A 16,420-nucleotide genomic window follows, 5' to 3' on the forward strand; every position below is an offset into this window, starting at 1 on the left:
TCACTGGTGCGGAACGGGCGACTGCTGAAAAATGCGGAGCGGCAGTGCGACCCGCGGCACGGGGGAACGGGGAGCCACGGGGAGCTGCCGGGACCATCGGGGAGGTGCGGCGATGCCGCGCAGGGAGCGACCGCTGGACGACGGGGACGGTCCGTTAGTCGAATTCGCCGCAGGATTACGGCAGTTGAGGCGCAAGGCGGGAAATCCGCCGTACCGGGAGCTGGCGGACCGGGCGCACTACTCGATCTCGACCCTCTCCTCCGCCGCGTCCGGACAGCGGCTGCCCACGCTGGCGGTGACCCTGGCCTATGTACGCGCCTGCGCCGGGGACACCGAGGAGTGGCGGGAGCGCTGGCGGGAGGCCGCCGAGCTGCTGGGCGAGGGCGAACCGGGGCCCGAGGCCGAGGCCGGCCCGGCTCCCCCGTACGCGGGGCTGCGGTCCTTCCGGGAGCGGGACTCCGCGTGGTTCTTCGGGCGGGAGCGGCTGCTGGAGGAGCTGGCCGGACGGCTGGAGCGGCAGCGGTTCGTGGTGGTGATCGGGGCGTCGGGTTCGGGCAAGTCCTCGCTCCTGCGGGCCGGGCTGGTGCCACGGCTGAGGGAGGCCGCGGGTACGACGGTGGTCGTACTGACACCGGGGGCACGGCCGTTGGAGGAGTGCGCGGTACGGCTGGGGGCGCTGGCGGGTCTGCCGCCCGGCGCCCTGTACGGGGAGTTGCGGCAGGATCCGGCGAACCTGGGGCGCGTGGTGCGGCAGATCACCAGTCGGCCCACCCCCGGCCGAGACGGCGGCGACGGCGGCCGCCGCGAACTGGTGCTGGTCGTCGACCAGTTCGAGGAGTCGTTCACGCTCTGCCAGGACACCGCCGAGCGGAACCGCTTCGTCGAGGCCCTGGTGTCCGCCGCCTCCGACAGCGGCGGGCGATGTCGTGTCGCCCTGGGCACCCGCGCCGACTTCTACGCGCACTGCACCCATCACGCGCCCCTGGTGGAGGCGATGCGCGACGCGCAGGTACCGGTCGGGCCGATGAGTCTGGACGAACTGCGCCGCGCGGTGCTGCGACCCGCCCGGCGGGCCGGGCTGACCGTCGAGGGCGCGCTGCTGGCGACACTCGTCGCCCAGGCGCACGGCCAGGCGGGTGTGCTGCCGCTGCTGTCGCACGCCCTGCTACAGACCTGGCGGCGCCGGCGGGGCAACGCCCTGACGCTGGAGGCGTTCGAGACGGCGGGCGGTCTGGAAGGGGCGCTCGCGCGCACGGCCGAGGAGTTCTACCAGGGGCTGGACACCGGACGGCGACGGCTGGCCCGGCAGGTGTTCGTCCGGCTGACCGCCCTCGGGGACGGCACGGAGGACACCCGACGCCCCGCCCGCCTCCAGGAGTTGCGGGGGTTGGCCGCGCCGGGCGGGGAAGGGGGCGGGGAGGACCACGACGACGGCCCCGGCCCCGACGAGATGCGTGCCGTGCTGGACCTCGCGGCGGGGGCGCGGCTGCTGACGCTGGACCGCGACCGGGTGGAGCTGGCCCATGAGGCGCTGATCCGCTGCTGGCCGAGGCTGCACGGCTGGCTGACCGAGGACCGTGAGGCCACCCGGAGCGCGCGCCGGCTCACTGAGGCGGCCCAGACCTGGGAGGCGCTCGGTCGGGAGCCGGGCGCGTTGTACCGCGGCACCCGTCTCGCCCTGGCCGCCGGGCTGGACCGTACGGCGATGTCCGCCTCGGAGCGGGAGTTCCTCGACGCCGGTCTGACCGCACAGGCGGCGGAGCGGGCGGCGGAGCGGCGCAGGACGCGGTTGCGGCGCCTGGGCGTGGGGGTGCTCGGTGTGCTGCTCGTGCTGACCACCACGACCGCCGCCCTCGCCGTACGGGCGCAGCGGGCGGCCGACCAGCAGCGTGACGTCGTCGGTTCGCAGCGGGCCGCCGACCGGGCCGCGGCGCTGCGTACGGTCGACCCCGCCCTGGCCGCCCAGCTCAGCCTGGCGGCGTACCGGCTGGCGCCCACCCCCGAGGCGCGCGGCGGCGTGCTCAGCGCCTTCGCCACGCCGTACGCCACTCGGCTGACCGGCCCGCCGGGCGCGGTCACGGCGGTGGCGTTCAGCGCCGACGGGCGGGTCCTGGTGACCGGCGACAGCGAGCGGACCGTGCGACTGCGCCGGGTGCCGGACGCGCACCACCCGGGCGCGCCGGTGACCCTGGGCCGACTCGGCGGGCCGGTGCGCACGCTCGCCGTGCGGTCCGACGGGCTGCTGCTGGCGGCCGGGGGCGAGGACGGGACGGTGGCGCTGTGGAACATCGGTGACCTGCGGCGGCCCCGGCTCACGGCGCGACTGCGGGCCGGTGCCGGGCCGGTGGTCGGGGTGGCCTTCGGGCCCGACGGGCACAGCCTCGTGACCGCCGCGCGTGACGGGATGCGGGTGTGGCGCCTGGCGGACGGCCGCCGGCCGCACGGGCTCGCCCCGCTGAAGACAGGCTCCGACGTCACGGCGGTGGCCTTCCACCGGGACGGGCGGACGGTCGCCACGGGGCAGGGGGACGGGACGGTGCGGCTGTGGGAGCTGGCCGTGTCGGGCGAGCGGCTGCGGCGGTTGTCGGCGGCGACCGGCCGGGACGCGCACAGCGGGCAGGTGAACACGGTGGCGTTCAGCCCCGACGGACGCCGACTGGCCACCGGCGGAGCCGACTTCACCGTGCGGCTGTGGGACGTGGGCCGGTCGCACCGGCTCGGCGGGCCCCGGCGGCTCACCGCGCACACCGACGCGGTCGACGCCGTCGCGTTCGGCCCCGACGGCCGCCGACTGGTCAGCGGTGGGACCGACGGAACCGTACGCCGCTGGGAGCTGACAGGTTCCGGGGCCCCGCGCGAGGCGGAGGTGCTCACCGGGCACACCGGTGGCGTCCGGTCGCTGGCCTTCCGCCCCGACGGCCGCACCCTGGCCAGCGGCAGCGAGGACCAGAGCACCCGGCTGTGGGACCTGCCCGGGCCCGCACTGACCGGCCACACCAGCTCGCTCTACTCCGTCGCTTTCAGCCCCGACGGCCGGCTGCTCGCCACCGGGAGCTACGACCGGACCGTGCGCCTGTGGAACCTCGCGGACCGGCGCCGCCCGCACGAGCTGCCCCCGCTCACCGGACACACCGGGCCCGTCAACACGGTCGCGTTCAGCCCCGACGGCCGCACCCTGGCCAGCGGCAGCGCCGACGGGACGCTGCGGCTGTGGGCCCTCGGCCCGGCACAGCGCCCCCGCCCGGCGCGCACGGTTCCCGGCCGGATCGGGCACGTCAACACGCTGGCCTTCAGTCCGGACGGCCGCACCCTGGCCACCGGCGGCGAGCAGGGCACCGTACGCCTGTGGAACACGGCGGACATCGGCCGCCCCCGCCCGCTGTCCGCACTCCCCGCCGGTGGCGCCGTGGACTCGGTGGCCTTCGCCCCCGACGGCCGCACCCTCGCCGTGGCCGACCGGAACAGGGAGGCCGTCCTCTGGGACGTCGCCCGTCCTCGCCGGCCGGCCCGGCTGTCGGCCCTCACCGGGCACACCGGCGCGGTGAAGTCGGTGGCCTTCGCCCCCGACGGCCGCACCCTGGCCACGGGCAGCGAGGACCGCACCGTACGCCTCTGGGGCCTGACCGACCCGCGCTCCCCGGTCGCCCGTGACCGTCTCACCGGGTACACCGACGGCGTCATGTCGGTCGCGTTCGCGCCCGACGGCCGGACACTGGCCGCCGCGAGCGCCGACAAGAAGGTGCGGCTGTACGGTCTGACGGCCGGCGGCGACGTCCACGAACCGGTGCTGCTGAGCGCCCACGCCAAACCCGTCGACACCCTCGCGTTCAGCCCCGACGGCCGCACGCTGGCCACCGGCAGCGAGGACTGGACCGCCCTCCTGTGGGACCCCGACCTCGAACACGTCGCCGCCCGCATCTGCGACACGGTCTCCCCGGCGATCACCCGGGCCGAATGGCGGCAGTACTTTCCCCAGTGGGCGTACCGTCCGCCCTGCGGAGGATGAGGTCGGACCGGTGGCCTGGTCGGTGCGGTTGGTCGATGCGGTTGGTCGATGCGGTTGGTCGATGCGGTTGGTCGATGCGGTTGGTCGATGCGGTTGGCCGGTGCGGCGGGTCGGTCGAGAGGGGACGCCTGGTGGAGTCGGGAGGCGGGGTGGCCGGTGCGCGGCGGCGGGGGCTGTTCGTCGGGTTGTGCACCTTGGACGTCGTGCAGCTCGTCGACCGGGTGCCGGGGCCGAACGAGAAGCTGACGGCTCGCGAGCAGCTCGTGGCCGCGGGCGGCCCGGCGGCGAACGCGGCGGTGACGTTCGCCCATCTGGGCGGTGCGGCCACCCTGCTCACCGCGATCGGCCGCCATCCGCTGGGGGCCGCCGTCGCGGCGGATCTGGACCGGCTGGGCGTGAGGGTGGTGGACCTGGCGGCCGACTCGGTCGAACCGCCGGCCGTGTCGTCCGTGCTGGTGACCGCGTCGAGCGGGGACCGGGCGGTCGCCTCGACCAACGCGACGGGACACCGGCTCGACCCGCCGGACGATCTCGACGCGCTGGTGGCGGCCTCGGACATCGTGGAGTTCGACGGCCACCACATGGAGCTGGCCGTGGCCGCCGCCGGGGCGGCACGGGCCGCCGGTCGCCGGACCGTGTTCGACGGTGGCAGCTGGAAGGCCGGTACGGAGCGGCTGTTGCCGTCGATCGACGTGGCCGTCTGCTCGGAGGACTTCCGTCCGCCCGGGACGGACGCACCGGGGAGCGGACCGACCGACACCCTGCGGTTCCTGCGGGAGCACGGGGTCGTCCGGTCGGCGGTCAGCCGGGGCGGGCGGCCCCTGGTGTGGGCGGGCCCGGACGGCCGGGGCACGGTGGCCGTCCCCGCCGTACGGGTCGCGGACACGCTGGGTGCCGGTGACGTCCTGCACGGGGCGCTGGCCCATCGCCTCGCCGGGCGGGACACCCTGACGTCGTACGGCTTCGTCGAGGCCCTGCGGGCGGCCGCGGTGGTGGCCTCGCGGGCGTGCGCGTCGTTCGGCACACGGGCGTGGCTGCGGGAGGGGCGGGCCGGGCACGGCGGCACCCCGTGAGCCCCGGGCCGGCCCGCTCAACACACCGGGCGACGGCGGAGCATCGCCTCCTCGGCCCTCGGATGTCTGGAGGCAACGGTGGACGGCAGGGGGCCGGCGGTGCGGGGGGTGGGGGGCGTCTCCCGAGCGGCCAGGCAGTCTTCGAGGAACGCGAGCGCGCGCAGATGGTAGGCGCGGGCGGCTCGTCCGAGGCTGATGTTGTGTCCGGCCCCTGGTTGACGCTCGACGCTCACCTGCGGCGCGGCCGTGAAGTGCGCGGCCAGATCGGCCAGGGCCTCGTCGTCATGGCGCCACCAGGCCTCGTGCTCGGCGAACGTCAGCCGTACGGGCACGCGGACGCGGGGCGCGGTGGAGCGGAAGAGCAGCGGCCAGCGGGCCAGTTCGGCCCGTTCCAGTGCGGGTACGGGCTCGACGATCGAGCCGCTCTCCCGGAAGGTGCCCGAGGGATAGAGACGCAGCGGGCCCCAACTCCGGCGCAGTCGGCCGCCGTCGTTGTCGGCGGTGGGCAGTTCGTGCGGCTCGACGGCGTACAGATGGCCACAGCCCGAGATGTCGATCCCGAGCAGGTGCGACGGGCCGGGTTCGACGGATGGGGGCAGGCCGACGCCATGGGGCGGCCCGCCGGACGGGGCTTGGGGCAGGCCGGCCGCTTGCGGCAGGTCGGCGGCATGCGGCAGCTCGACGGCTTGCAGCGGGTCGGCGGCACGCGATCGGTCGACGCCACGCGGCAGCTCGGCGGCACGCGATCGGTCGACGGCACGCGGCAGCTCGGCGGCACGCAGCGGACCGGCGGCACACGGCAGCCCCGCGGCTGACGGCAGGTCGGCCGCCGCGGTCAGGGCCACCTTGCCGCCGTAGGAGTGGGCGAGCAGGAACAGGCCCGCGCCCGTGTCGTGGCGGGAGGTGAAGTCGCGCAGCGCCGCACGCAGCGACACGGCCTGTTCCGCCAGCCCCTGGCCCTCGGGCAGCCGGGCGGCGGAGTGGCCGTAGCCCGGCCGGTCCACGGCCAGGACGGTGTGGCCGAGGCGCGCGCCCAGCGTCAGCAGCGACTGCTGGGGGTGGGCCCGGCAGTCGAAGTAGCCCGCGTTCATGCCGCCGCCGTGCACCGCGACCACGACGGCGCGCGGGGCGCCGGCCGGCGGCTCGCTGAGCAGCGCGGAGAGTGGCAGCCCCGCCGCGTCCAGGGTGATCCGACGTACCCCGTGCGGGGACTCGTGGGCCGGTCCGGTCATCGTCGCTCTCCTCCGGGGCCTCGGCGTCGGCGGGCAGGTGCGGCGGGCCGTCGGCCGAGGCCAGGGTCTCCCGTCCCGCCCCTGTCCGCACCCGCGCCGCCGCCGGCGGGTGAAGGTCCGGGCCCACCGGGATCCGACCGCGCGCGAACGGCTGCTCCGGCAGTTCGGGGCCCCGGCCGCAAGAAGGTCGCCCCCGTCCCGGTGGGGCGTGCCGACCGTACGGCCCTGCCGTCAGCCCCGCACCTCGGAGGCGGGTACGCGGCGGTAGGTGAGGAACAGGACGCCGCTCTCCAGCGCGGTGTGGTCGGTGAGCTGCCAGAGGCGGGGGTCGAAGGCTGCGCCGGCGAACAGGGGTATGCCGTCGCCGACGGTGAGAGGGCTGAGCTTGACGATCAGCCGGTCGATCTCCGGGTAGAGGGCGCCCGCCAGTGCCGCTCCACCGAGCAGCCAGATGTCCTTGCCGTCCTCCTTCTTGAGTTCACGGACCTTCGCCACGGGGTCGCCGGCGACGAGTTCCACGGCCGGGGCGGGCGTCTCGGTGAGCGTCCGCGAGAAGACGAGGTGACGCAGGTGCGGATAGGCGTCCGGGACACCGGCCGCCAGCCCGATCTCGTAGCTCTTGCGGCCTTCCAGGACGGTGTCGAAGTGGGTGCCCTCGGCTGTGACGCCCAGTGCCTCGCGGGCCCCGGCGGGCAGTGTCTCGGGGTAGGCGGTGGCCAGGTGCCGGACGTAGTCCGGCGCGATCGGCCAGAAGCCGTCGGGGCCGGTGGGGTCCGCGCCGTCCGGCCCGGCGATGCGGCCGTCGAGGCTGGAGGCGATGAAGTACACGAGCTCGCGCATGAATGCCTTTCGTGGGGTGGTCGTCCTGCCGCGATGCGCCGCGGGTCATGTCGTGGGAGCGGCCCACTCCACGAACTGGACGACCACGCCGTTGGGGTCGGTGATCTGGAAGAGGCGTTCGCCCCACGGTTCTTCGCGCAGCGGCATGGTGATGTCGACGCCCGCGGCGCGGAGCCTGTCCTCTTCGTGGGCGATGCCCGAGTCGAGGGTGAACGCGAGGATGAGTCCGCCGGCGCGCTGATCGCGCTGGTCGGCCGGCAGGATCTCCGTGCCGCGGCGCAGCAGGACTATGTCCGCCGCGGCGTCGGGACGGCTCAGCGAGGAGAAGCCGTCCGCCGCCATGCGCTCGTCGTATCCGAGGTGGGTGGTGAAGAAGGAGCGGGACGCGGCCACGTCGTCGACGGTGAGGGAGACGGCGGAAGCGGTGATCTGCACGCGGGACCCTTCGGAAGTGGACGGAGCAGGGAGCAGAGGGCGGAGGAAAAAACTTATCCTCGACGTAAAATTACATCAGTCCACTCAGTACGGTCAACATATTTTTACTACGAGGGTAAGATTGCTCCATGAGCAGCGAGAGCACAGGACTGCGCGAGTCCAAGAAGCGTGAGACCCGGCAGTCGATCTCCGACCACGCCACTCGGCTCTTCATGGCGCAGGGCTTCGAGGCCACGACCATCGCGGAGATCGCCACCGCCGCCCGCGTCGCCAAGAAGACCGTGACCAACTACTTCCCGCGCAAGGAGGACATGGCCCTCGACCATCAGGACGCCTTCGTGGCGGGCCTGGCCGAGACCGTGGCGGACCGTCCCGCCGGGGAGTCCGCCCTCGCGGCGCTCCGCCGTGCCTTCGAGGCCGGTGTCGCCGCCCAGGACCCGGTCATCGGCTTCGCCGGCCCGGACTTCTCCCGGATGATCCACGAGAGCCCGACCCTCTCGGTCTGCCTGCGCACCCTGCACGACCGGCGCGAGGAGGCACTCGCCGCCGCCCTCGCCGAGGCCACCGGTGCCGCCCCCGACGACATCACCGCGCACACCGCCGCGGCCCTGCTCGCAGCGGTGCACCGTGTCCTGTTCCGCCGTATCCAGGAGCTGACCCTCGCCGGCCGCGCGAACGACGAGATCGCCGCGGTCGTCGCGCGCGAGGCCGCCGACGCCTTCGCCCTGCTGGAACCGGCCCTCGGGCACTACGCCGTGGCCTGAGCGCCGCCTCCCGGGCCGAGGCGTCGCCGACGCGGACGCCGGCGCGGACCGCGGCGTCGACGGCGTGGCTCCGGGGCTCACAGCAGCCAGGCGGCGAGTGCCGTGCCGAGCACGGCGGCCCACAGCACATGGGCGTCGTCCCAGCGCGGGTCGGCCGGGGAGACGAAGAGGGCGAAGCGGGGCGGAAGGAGTACGCCGGCCGTGATCGGCAGCGCCCGTACGGCGCCGGCCACGACGGGTCCCGGTACCCGCACCTCGCTGAACCGCACCGCCGCGGCGGCCAGCGCGAGCGCCGACGCGCACAGGGCGGCGACCTCGACGCTCACCGCACCCGTCGGCAGGGCGGCCCACCGCGCGGGGTCGGCACCGGCCCGTACGACGGCCAGTTGCAGCGTCGCATCACGTTGCTCGAACAAGACCTGGCCGACATAAGGGGCCAGCTAAAGGAGCGGACCGAGGAACTCGATGCGGCGCGGGCGGCTAACCGGGCACCGACCCGGGCACTGAACCAGCCCCGCTGACGCCATCTGCGGCAGAGCGTCGGATCACTCAGTTGCCATCAGAGGGCGGTACGTGACCTGATGTCTGCATTGCCCTCCCCGCTGACCGGCTGGCTCGTCGACCGGTACGGCCGTACACCGGCAGCCGCAGCCTCCGGCCTCACCCTCCTCGCCGCCGGAATCAAATCACCGCCGCCGAGGCGCCTGCCGCGGCTGGGGTGGAACCTGGGCCTCGTCTCCGGCACCGCGATGATCACCGATGCCGTGCCGCTGGCCACCCGAGCCAAGAACCAGGGCACGGCTGGCGTCTCCATCGCCATCGCCGGCGCCACCGGGGGCTTCAGCTCCGGCCTCGTCGTCTCCGCCTCCGGCTACCCCGTACTCGCCCGCACCGGCGGCATCCTCGCTCTCGCCGTCCTCCCCCGCGATCGCCACCAGTGCGAGCAGCCGGTGACCCGGCCGGCCCCGTCGGGGGAAGCCGGCCGCTCTCACCGTCGACGGCACCGGGCACCGTCGTCCACGTCTTCGCCGGAACCTCATCCGCCCGACGCCGAACTCGACAGAGACCGCCAACCCGTCCTCGGCGGCCTCCAGCCGATGGAGGCACTGCGGTGGATCAGCTGCGGTGCCACGCCGGTGCGGTCACTTCCAGTCGCTGTTCGATGGCGCCGTCGCTGTCGGCTCCGTTTCTTGGGCGGCCGCTTGCTTGTGCTCGATGAGGGCCGTGGTACCGGCCACCACCGCAGAAAGAGCCACGGCGGCGGACAGCATGGCCGAGGTACGGCTGACGTCGCGCCGCAGGCCCGCAGCCAGGAAAGCGGCGGCATCGACCGAGTCCATGACGATGTTCACCGCAAGAAACTGCTGCTGCTGGGGCCGGGTGAAACTGTCCATCCGTTGCAGTCCAAGCCCGAGAGCAGCGTTGCGGATCGCGAACATCCGCGCATAAGGGATCGCCGGGGTACCGCTGGCCGTGAGCTGGAAAGCCCGCGCGGCCAGCCGCGGGGTGAACAAGTGGGTGGCCGCGACGATGAAGCGCCCGGTCGTCAGCGCTCTGCGGGAAGGAACCAGGTGGAGGGGGAATTTGGGCATGGGGAATCCTTTCAATCCGGAACGGGCCGGTCAGTTGTTCAGGAGGTGGCGGGTCAGGAATTCGACCTGGTCGGCAACGACGGCGTGGAACGCCGGCAGGCTGCTCATCCTGGGACGCTTCAGTGCGAGTCGGGGCGGACGAGGCTCGAAGCGGCGTCGAGGCTGTCGATGGCGGTTCGGGCCTCGGACACCGCGGCGGCGATGGCGGCGGCGGCCTGCCCGGCTTGTTCGGGTGTGTGGGACGGCATGACCTGTAGGCGCAGTCTGGCGGAGCCGCTTGGCGCCACGGGGTATTCGACGACCATGGCCGCCACTCCGCGCGGGCTCAGATTACGGGTCCGCGCCTGCGGCCTGCGCCGAACCCGCTACCGGGGTCTGCCGAAAACGCACATCGGGCACGTCCTGACCGCACTGGCCTGCAGCGTCACCCGCATCGCCGACTGGATCGCCGAACCGACCCGTCCCCGGCGGGCACCAAGCCACTTCCGCGCCCTCTGCACCGCCCCCAGCCGGCCCCGGCAAGATCACCAACAGAGTCGCGGCACCGGCCCTGGGCTGAAACGCTACGTGCCTTCGGCTTCGCGGGAGACGGGAGTCCATTCGGCCCGCTCGGTGACGTGTTGCCGGGGGAAGGATTTCTGTGGGGTTCAGAGCGCGGCGACGACGCGTCGCAGTGTGCCCGGCGCGATGCGCAGCATGGCGGGCATGACTTTCGTCTGGCCGGGGAATGCCATGTTCCGCCTGCGTCGAAGGGCTTTCATCGTGACCGCCGTCACCTGTGCGGGAGTCAGTTTCTTTCCCGTGGCTTCGGCGTTCATGGGCGTGTCCGTGGACGGTGGGAGGACCTCAAGGACATGGGTGCCCTGCGGGGCGAGTTGACGGCGCAGGCCGTCCGCAAAGCCGTGCAGGCCGGCCTTCACCGCGCCGTGGGTGGGCGCGCGAGTGGGCGAGACCAGAGCGAACCCCGAGGTGATGAAGACGATCGCGTCGGGCGACGGCCATCGCTCGAGCACTTCACCCGTCAAGTGGATGGGGGCGGTGAGGTTCAGTGCCACCTCGGCATCGAGCGTCGCATTGGGGTTCTTACCGACGGCGTAGTCGCGTTCCTCGAACGTACCGGCGTTGTTGACCAGCACGTCCAGACGCCCGAAGCGATCAGCGACTGCTTGCAACAGCGTTGCCCGATCGGCTGGGTTCGTCACATCAGCCCGCACGGCCAGCGCCTGCGGGTGTGCCTGCGCGAATCGGTCCAGCGCTGCCTGCGAACGCCCGCAGACGACGACGGACGCCCCAGCCTCCACGAAGGATTGGGCGAGGCTCAGGCCGATGCCTGAGGTCCCGCCAGTGATGAGCACTATCTGTGACACGATGTCACCCTCCGTTATTGCGTACCGATTGGTACGCAACACGTTAGCACATCCGTACCGATCGGTACCGAAGGAGTAGGATGAAGAAATGACCTCGACGACACCGGCCTCCCCCGGCAGGCCTCGCGCGTTCGACATCGACGAGGCGCTCGATCGTGCAGTCCTGGTGTTCTGGTCAAAGGGTTTCGAGGGCGCCAGCCTTGACGACCTCACCGAAGCGATGGGGATCAGCCGCCCCAGCCTGTACCGGGCGTTCGGCAACAAAGAAGACCTCTTCTACAAGGCGCTGGAGCGGTACACCGAGGGCCTGACCTCCTACTTCGCTCAAGCTCTGACAGAGTCCACAAGTCGAGCAGTGGCCACCGCCGTGCTTCACGGGACGGTCGAGGCGGCGACCGTGCCGGGGTTGCCCGCGGGCTGTCTTGGCGTGCTGGGTGCGTTGGCCACCGGGGATGAGAGCCGCCCGGTCCGAGACGCACTCATCGCATGGCGTGAGGAGGGGATAGCCCACTTGACGCGCCGGTTTCAACAGGCGGTGGACGCCGGCGACCTTCCGCCTTCCACAGATCCTCATCTGCTTGCGCTCTACCTGAGGACAGTCGCCAACGGGATCGCCGTCCAGGCCGCGAGTGGTAGTTCCCGCCCTGAGCTGCTGCAAGTCGCGAATCTCGCGTTGGGCAGCTGGCCAAAGCTGTAGTCATCCGGTTAGCCCGGGATCTGCGTACGTACTTCGACTTTTTGTGGTTCGCGCGAGGCCGGCGGGACTGGCGCGACGCGTCCATGGATGACCGGGCGGCGTACGGGTGGTGGCGTCGTCGCGACGAGCGTGGACCTCGTCCGTAGGACACGAGCTGGGACCGGAAGGTGTCCACGGTCAACGGGCCTACGGAACCGCCGCGATGGGTGGAGGAGCTGCGGGTGCGTCACCTGGAGCGGTACCTGATGTCGACGCGGCAGGCGTGTGGGGAGAAGTCGGCCCGCCGGAACACCTGTACGCGGAAACCATCAGCCGGCCGGCCCTCGAAAACGACGCCCTGCGCAGCGGCGCCGCCGTTCTTCCACCGCCTACCGCAGCACGCCCGCGCCGTCCTGAATCCGACACCGGCCCCGGAGGCGTCTGGCGTGCGAAGGGACGCTGGGCGTGGCGCACAGCCAACTACCGATGATCAACTGTTCATCGAGCCGTGCGTGCCGGCGGCATCCCGGCTCCCGCCCTTGTCGCGTCGGTGCCCCAGCCGGCCGGCAGTCGTAGTGCCTCCGCCGACGGGGAACCGGGTTCGGCGTGGTACGCCGCCTCCGGGTAAGCGGGTATGTCGGGGCCGGTGGCGTATCGCCTTGCTGGGGCACCGGTTACTGCCGCTCGGCGCATGAGGTGTTGTTCGACGTGATCGAAGCCGACCGCAAGCTGGACACCTGGCTGCGGTGGGTCCGGTTCGTCACGGCCACGGAGGGGCGCCCCGGAGGGTCAGGCGCTCTCGGCGTTCACGTAGGGCTCCACGCGGCCGACGCTCTCCTTGAGGACGAGGTCGAGCAGTCCGGGGAAGCGCTGGTCCAGGTCTTCCTTGCGCAGCGTGTTGAAGCGGCGGGTGCCGACGTCGTGCTGCCGGATGAGACCGGCCTCGCGCAGGACGCGGAAGTGGCGGGTGAGTACGGACGCGGTGACGTCCTGCGTGAAGCCGCTACAGGCCAGGCCGGGGGAGACGGAGAGGGTGACGACGATGGTGAGCCGGGTCTCGTCGGTCAGTGCGCTCATGATCTTGAAGAGGTCGAGGTCGTCCGTGTCGGGGTGGACGAGGGGTGACGAGGTGCGGCTGGCCATGGGGAAAGAATAACCCCGGCGCCATGTTCGCGTCGGCGCGTACATGGGCTACAGTGAAGACACGGATTGCCCCTTCATCCGTCATCCGCCGGGTTGCCCATCACCGGTACCACGGCATGCCGCCAACGCCTTTGACGGCGCGGCCTGCATCAAGAACGGAGCAACACCCCATGACCACAACACAGGGGATCGAGTCGAGGACGCACCAGAGCGAGACGGCCGCGGAGGTGGTGGGCCGCCTTCGTGCGACGTTCAACACCGGCGTCACCCGCCCACTGGACTGGCGCGTCGACCAGCTGCGGCGGCTGCGGGCGCTGCTGGTCGAGAACGAGAAGGAGCTGATCGAAGCGCTCTGGGCGGATCTGAGGAAGAACGCCGCCGAGGCCAAGGCGCACGAGATCGACTCCACGATTGGTGACATCGACGAGGCACTGGCGAACCTCGAGGGCTGGCTTGAGCCCCGCCCGGTGGAGGTTCCCGCCCACTTCGGTGGTCCCGCGACCACGGCGTACACCAAGTACGACCCGCTCGGGGTCGTCCTGGTGATCGTTCCGTGGAATGCCCCGCTGCACCTTCTCATCGACCCCGTCATCGGCGCCCTGGCCGCAGGGAACACCGTGGTGGCCAAGCCGAGCGAGATCGCGGTGCACACCTCGGCACTCGCTTCACGCCTGCTGCGCGAGTACTTCGACGCCGACGTGCTCACCGTCGTCGAGGGGGGCGTCGAGGAGACCACGGCCCTCCTGGCGCAGCGTTTCGACCACATCTTCTACACCGGCAACGGCACCGTCGGCCGGATCGTCATGGCCGCGGCCGCCAAGCACCTCACCCCCGTCACACTCGAACTCGGAGGCAAGTCACCGGTCTTCGTGGCGCCCGACGCCGACGTGGAGGAGACCGCGAAGCGGCTGGTCGGCGGCAAGTTCGGCAACGCGGGGCAGATGTGCATCGCCCCCGACTACGTCCTGGCCGATCCTGCCACCGCCGCCGCACTGGTCCCCGCCCTGCGCGCGGCGGTCGAGGCCCAGTTCGGCACCAGCCCGCAGACCTCACCCGACTTCGGCCGGATCATCAACGAGCGGCACTTCGACCGGCTCACCCGCCTGCTGGACTCCGGCCGGGTGGCGGTGGGAGGCCAGCACGACCGTGACGACCTGTTCATCGCACCGACCGTACTCACCGACGTCGACCCCGCATCGCCCATCATGCAGGAGGAGATCTTCGGTCCCATCCTCGCCGTCGTCGAAGTCGAAGACCTCGATGCCGCCATCGCCTTCATCAACGAACGCGACAAGCCCCTCGCGCTCTACGCCTTCACCGAGTCCGAAGCCGTCAAGGCGCGCCTGGTGAACGAGACGTCCTCCGGCGGCGTCGCCTGGGGCCAGCCGCCGATGCAACTGCTCCTGACCAGCCTGCCCTTCGGAGGCGTCGGCGAAAGCGGCATGGGCCGATACCACGGCCGGTACACCCTGGAGACGTTCAGCCACCTCAAGGCCGTCGCGGACGTGCCGCTCAGCTAGGCCCGCGCCTGCGTGGAGCAGGCTGTCCGATGGGCGATCGGCCGGCCGAAGTGCCTCAGGTCGGTGAAAATGAGGAGCGCTGAGATCGCTGTTCCCGCCACCGCCGGAAGCGCGTTCCAGGTGAAGCCGTGTATCGGCCCTCTTCGCGGGGGCGCGTCGAGGGAGTCGGTCGCGGCGCGGCCTGCAGACACCGATCCGTACCGATTCCGGCGGCGCCACCCATGACTTCGTCGCCTGGCTGACTGGCTGACTGCTGACTGCTGACTGCTGACTGCTGACTGCTGACTGCTGATCGTGCGCACCGGTCGAACGCCCTTACTCCGGCGGGCAGTTGCGCTTGAACCGGCGTCAACACCGGCGTCGACGCCGACGGCATGCGGCTCTCACCACGTTCGCCGCCAACGCCACCCACACCCCGATCGCGGTCATGGAACCGCGTCACCGTCAGCGGGCCCGCGCCTGCCCGAGGACCGCATCCGCGCCTCTGCCGGGACGGCGTGGACCCCCTGCGTCGCAGACCTTCGTCCCGTTTCCCTCCGTAGTGCAGAAAGAAAGAAACCCATGCCTGTCAACACTTCAGAAGTCTCGCCCGCTCCCTCACTTTTCTCGCCCGTCTCTCTCGGGAAGATCGAACTCGCCAACCGCATCGTCATGGCACCGATGACCCGGGTCCGGGCCGGTTCCTCCGGCATCCCCGGGGACCTGATGGTCGAGTACTACCGGCAGCGGGCGAGCGTCGGGCTGATCATCGCCGAGGGCACCTACCCCGACCACGCGTCGCAGGGGTATGTCGGTGAGCCGGGCATCGCCACCGACGAGCAGACGGCCGGCTGGCAGCGGGTGTTCGAGGCGGTGCACGCCGAGGGCGGCCGCATCGTCCTGCAGCTCATGCACGCCGGCCGCCAGACCCACCCCGACATCAACGGCGGCCGCCGCGTCCTCGCCCCCAGCGCGATCGCCCGCAGCGGCGAGACGTTCACCGAGAAGGGCGAGCAGCCCTACCCCGTACCGGAAGCGATGACCACCGCAGAGGTCCGTGCAGCCCTCAAGGACTTCGTCACCGCGGCCCGCCGGGCCATCGAGGCGGGAGCGGACGGCGTGGAGATCCACGGCGCCAACGGCTACCTGCTCCACCAGTTCCTCTCCCCGGCGGCCAACCAGCGCACCGACGAATACGGCGGCTCGCCGCACAACCGCGCCCGCTTCGTCGTCGAGGTCGTCACGGCCATCGCCCAGGCCGTCGGTGCCGAGCGGGTCGGGCTGCGGATCTCACCGGAGGTCGACTTCGGGGACGTCTTCGAGACCGACCGGGACGACGTCCTGGCCACCTACGGCACCCTGCTCGACCAACTGCGCCCGCTGGGCCTGGCCTACCTCTCCGTACTGCACGCCGAGCCGGGCGGCGACCTGGTACAGGAGCTGCGACGGCGCTTCGACGGCAAGCTGATCGTCAACAACGGCCCCCTCGGCGGGGGGCAGACCACCCGCGAGCGGGCCCTCCGGCAGCTCGAAGCCGACCACGCCGACGCCGTGGCCGTGGGCCGGGCCCTCATCGCCAACCCCGACCTGGTCGCGCGCTGGCAGGGTGGCCACCCGGAGAACGAGCCGCGGCCGGAACTGTTCTACGGGCTGGACGCCGAGGGCTACACCGACTACCCCTTCCTCGAAACGGCTTGAGGCCCACGGGTCACGCCTGTCCATGCGGCAGCCCCACTCACTCATGGACAGGCGTCCGACCGGCGACACCGTGCCCGCCCCATTGAGCCCGCGGT

Annotated in this window: 14 protein-coding genes and 1 pseudogene; 6 read left to right on the top strand and 9 right to left on the bottom strand. The window is 72.2% G+C overall.

The features are described 5' to 3' along the window. Positions 1 to 184 precede the first annotated feature (184 nt). Together ACZ52C_RS34330 and ACZ52C_RS34335 are read left to right on the top strand one after the other, a co-directional pair. Positions 185 to 4,006 (top strand): nSTAND1 domain-containing NTPase, encoded by a 3,822-nt coding sequence (locus ACZ52C_RS34330; RefSeq protein WP_469078452.1) that lies wholly within the window; start codon positions 185 to 187, stop codon positions 4,004 to 4,006. 128 nt (positions 4,007 to 4,134) lie between these two features. Continuing rightward, the gene (locus ACZ52C_RS34335; RefSeq protein ID WP_469078576.1) at positions 4,135 to 5,079 is read left to right on the top strand and encodes a PfkB family carbohydrate kinase; all 945 of its coding nucleotides are present in this window, start codon (positions 4,135 to 4,137) and stop codon (positions 5,077 to 5,079) included. 17 nt (positions 5,080 to 5,096) lie between these two features. On the opposite strand, the gene ACZ52C_RS34340 is transcribed toward ACZ52C_RS34335, so the two are convergent. The 3 genes from ACZ52C_RS34340 to ACZ52C_RS34350 all read right to left on the bottom strand — a co-directional run bounded on the left by ACZ52C_RS34340 (position 5,097) and on the right by ACZ52C_RS34350 (position 7,586). After that, the gene (locus ACZ52C_RS34340) at positions 5,097 to 6,311 is read right to left on the bottom strand and encodes an alpha/beta hydrolase (protein ID WP_469078453.1); all 1,215 of its coding nucleotides are present in this window, start codon (positions 6,309 to 6,311) and stop codon (positions 5,097 to 5,099) included. A 231-nt stretch (positions 6,312 to 6,542) separates the two neighbouring features. Continuing rightward, on the bottom strand, positions 6,543 to 7,151 hold the full coding sequence (locus ACZ52C_RS34345) for a dihydrofolate reductase family protein (protein ID WP_469078454.1): 609 nt from the start codon (positions 7,149 to 7,151) through the stop codon (positions 6,543 to 6,545). Between the two features lie 45 nt (positions 7,152 to 7,196). Beyond that, entirely contained in the window at positions 7,197 to 7,586 is a 390-nt protein-coding gene (locus ACZ52C_RS34350; RefSeq protein ID WP_469078455.1) for a VOC family protein, read from the bottom strand. Between the two features lie 128 nt (positions 7,587 to 7,714). On the opposite strand from ACZ52C_RS34350, the gene ACZ52C_RS34355 reads away from it, so the two are divergent. After that, entirely contained in the window at positions 7,715 to 8,350 is a 636-nt protein-coding gene (locus ACZ52C_RS34355) for a TetR/AcrR family transcriptional regulator (protein WP_469078456.1), read from the top strand. Positions 8,351 to 8,427: 77 nt separating this feature from the next. Here the strand turns inward: ACZ52C_RS34355 and ACZ52C_RS34360 are convergent, their stop codons facing one another. The 4 genes from ACZ52C_RS34360 to ACZ52C_RS34375 all read right to left on the bottom strand — a co-directional run bounded on the left by ACZ52C_RS34360 (position 8,428) and on the right by ACZ52C_RS34375 (position 11,309). Continuing rightward, positions 8,428 to 8,766: a hypothetical protein gene (locus ACZ52C_RS34360; RefSeq protein ID WP_469078457.1), complete on the bottom strand. Its 339-nt coding sequence runs from the start codon at positions 8,764 to 8,766 to the stop codon at positions 8,428 to 8,430. Between the two features lie 726 nt (positions 8,767 to 9,492). After that, on the bottom strand, positions 9,493 to 9,942 hold the full coding sequence (locus tag ACZ52C_RS34365; RefSeq protein WP_469078458.1) for a hypothetical protein: 450 nt from the start codon (positions 9,940 to 9,942) through the stop codon (positions 9,493 to 9,495). Positions 9,943 to 10,061: 119 nt separating this feature from the next. After that, positions 10,062 to 10,247, bottom strand: coding sequence for a hypothetical protein (locus tag ACZ52C_RS34370; RefSeq protein WP_469078459.1), 186 nt, complete (start codon positions 10,245 to 10,247; stop codon positions 10,062 to 10,064). A 342-nt stretch (positions 10,248 to 10,589) separates the two neighbouring features. Continuing rightward, positions 10,590 to 11,309 carry an SDR family NAD(P)-dependent oxidoreductase gene (locus ACZ52C_RS34375; protein WP_469078460.1) on the bottom strand — a complete coding sequence of 240 codons (720 nt, stop codon included), beginning with the start codon at positions 11,307 to 11,309 and terminating at the stop codon, positions 10,590 to 10,592. An 88-nt stretch (positions 11,310 to 11,397) separates the two neighbouring features. Between ACZ52C_RS34375 and ACZ52C_RS34380 the strand changes: the two genes are divergently transcribed. Then, entirely contained in the window at positions 11,398 to 12,006 is a 609-nt protein-coding gene (locus tag ACZ52C_RS34380) for a TetR/AcrR family transcriptional regulator (protein ID WP_469078461.1), read from the top strand. A gap of 477 nt (positions 12,007 to 12,483) precedes the next feature. Here the strand turns inward: ACZ52C_RS34380 and ACZ52C_RS34385 are convergent. Both ACZ52C_RS34385 and ACZ52C_RS34390 read right to left on the bottom strand, forming a co-directional pair. Then, positions 12,484 to 12,597 (bottom strand): annotated as a pseudogene (locus ACZ52C_RS34385) (transcriptional regulator); the annotation flags it as partial. A gap of 177 nt (positions 12,598 to 12,774) precedes the next feature. Beyond that, positions 12,775 to 13,128, bottom strand: coding sequence for an ArsR/SmtB family transcription factor (locus ACZ52C_RS34390; RefSeq protein WP_009342689.1), 354 nt, complete (start codon positions 13,126 to 13,128; stop codon positions 12,775 to 12,777). A gap of 170 nt (positions 13,129 to 13,298) precedes the next feature. On the opposite strand from ACZ52C_RS34390, the gene ACZ52C_RS34395 reads away from it, so the two are divergent. Further along, positions 13,299 to 14,648 carry an aldehyde dehydrogenase family protein gene (locus ACZ52C_RS34395; RefSeq protein WP_469078462.1) on the top strand — a complete coding sequence of 450 codons (1,350 nt, stop codon included), beginning with the start codon at positions 13,299 to 13,301 and terminating at the stop codon, positions 14,646 to 14,648. Between the two features lie 561 nt (positions 14,649 to 15,209). After that, complete coding sequence (locus tag ACZ52C_RS34400) at positions 15,210 to 16,325, top strand: alkene reductase (protein ID WP_469078463.1); 1,116 nt, start codon at positions 15,210 to 15,212, stop codon at positions 16,323 to 16,325. The last annotated feature ends 95 nt before the right edge of the window (positions 16,326 to 16,420 follow it).

It is taken from the genome of Streptomyces sp. NPDC034049 (genome assembly GCF_055575575.1).

Excerpts from the sequence above, each read along its gene's own strand:
- ACZ52C_RS34380 (WP_469078461.1), top strand. The coding sequence starts at position 11,398 with ATGACCTCGACGACACCGGCCTCCCCCGGCAGGCCTCGCGCGTTCGAC.
- ACZ52C_RS34400 (WP_469078463.1), top strand. The coding sequence starts at position 15,210 with ATGCCTGTCAACACTTCAGAAGTCTCGCCCGCTCCCTCACTTTTCTCG.
- ACZ52C_RS34370 (WP_469078459.1), bottom strand. The coding sequence starts at position 10,247 with ATGGTCGTCGAATACCCCGTGGCGCCAAGCGGCTCCGCCAGACTGCGC.
- ACZ52C_RS34355 (WP_469078456.1), top strand. The coding sequence starts at position 7,715 with ATGAGCAGCGAGAGCACAGGACTGCGCGAGTCCAAGAAGCGTGAGACC.
- ACZ52C_RS34345 (WP_469078454.1), bottom strand. The coding sequence starts at position 7,151 with ATGCGCGAGCTCGTGTACTTCATCGCCTCCAGCCTCGACGGCCGCATC.
- ACZ52C_RS34395 (WP_469078462.1), top strand. The coding sequence starts at position 13,299 with ATGACCACAACACAGGGGATCGAGTCGAGGACGCACCAGAGCGAGACG.
- ACZ52C_RS34340 (WP_469078453.1), bottom strand. The coding sequence starts at position 6,311 with ATGACCGGACCGGCCCACGAGTCCCCGCACGGGGTACGTCGGATCACC.
- ACZ52C_RS34390 (WP_009342689.1), bottom strand. The coding sequence starts at position 13,128 with ATGGCCAGCCGCACCTCGTCACCCCTCGTCCACCCCGACACGGACGAC.
- ACZ52C_RS34365 (WP_469078458.1), bottom strand. The coding sequence starts at position 9,942 with ATGCCCAAATTCCCCCTCCACCTGGTTCCTTCCCGCAGAGCGCTGACG.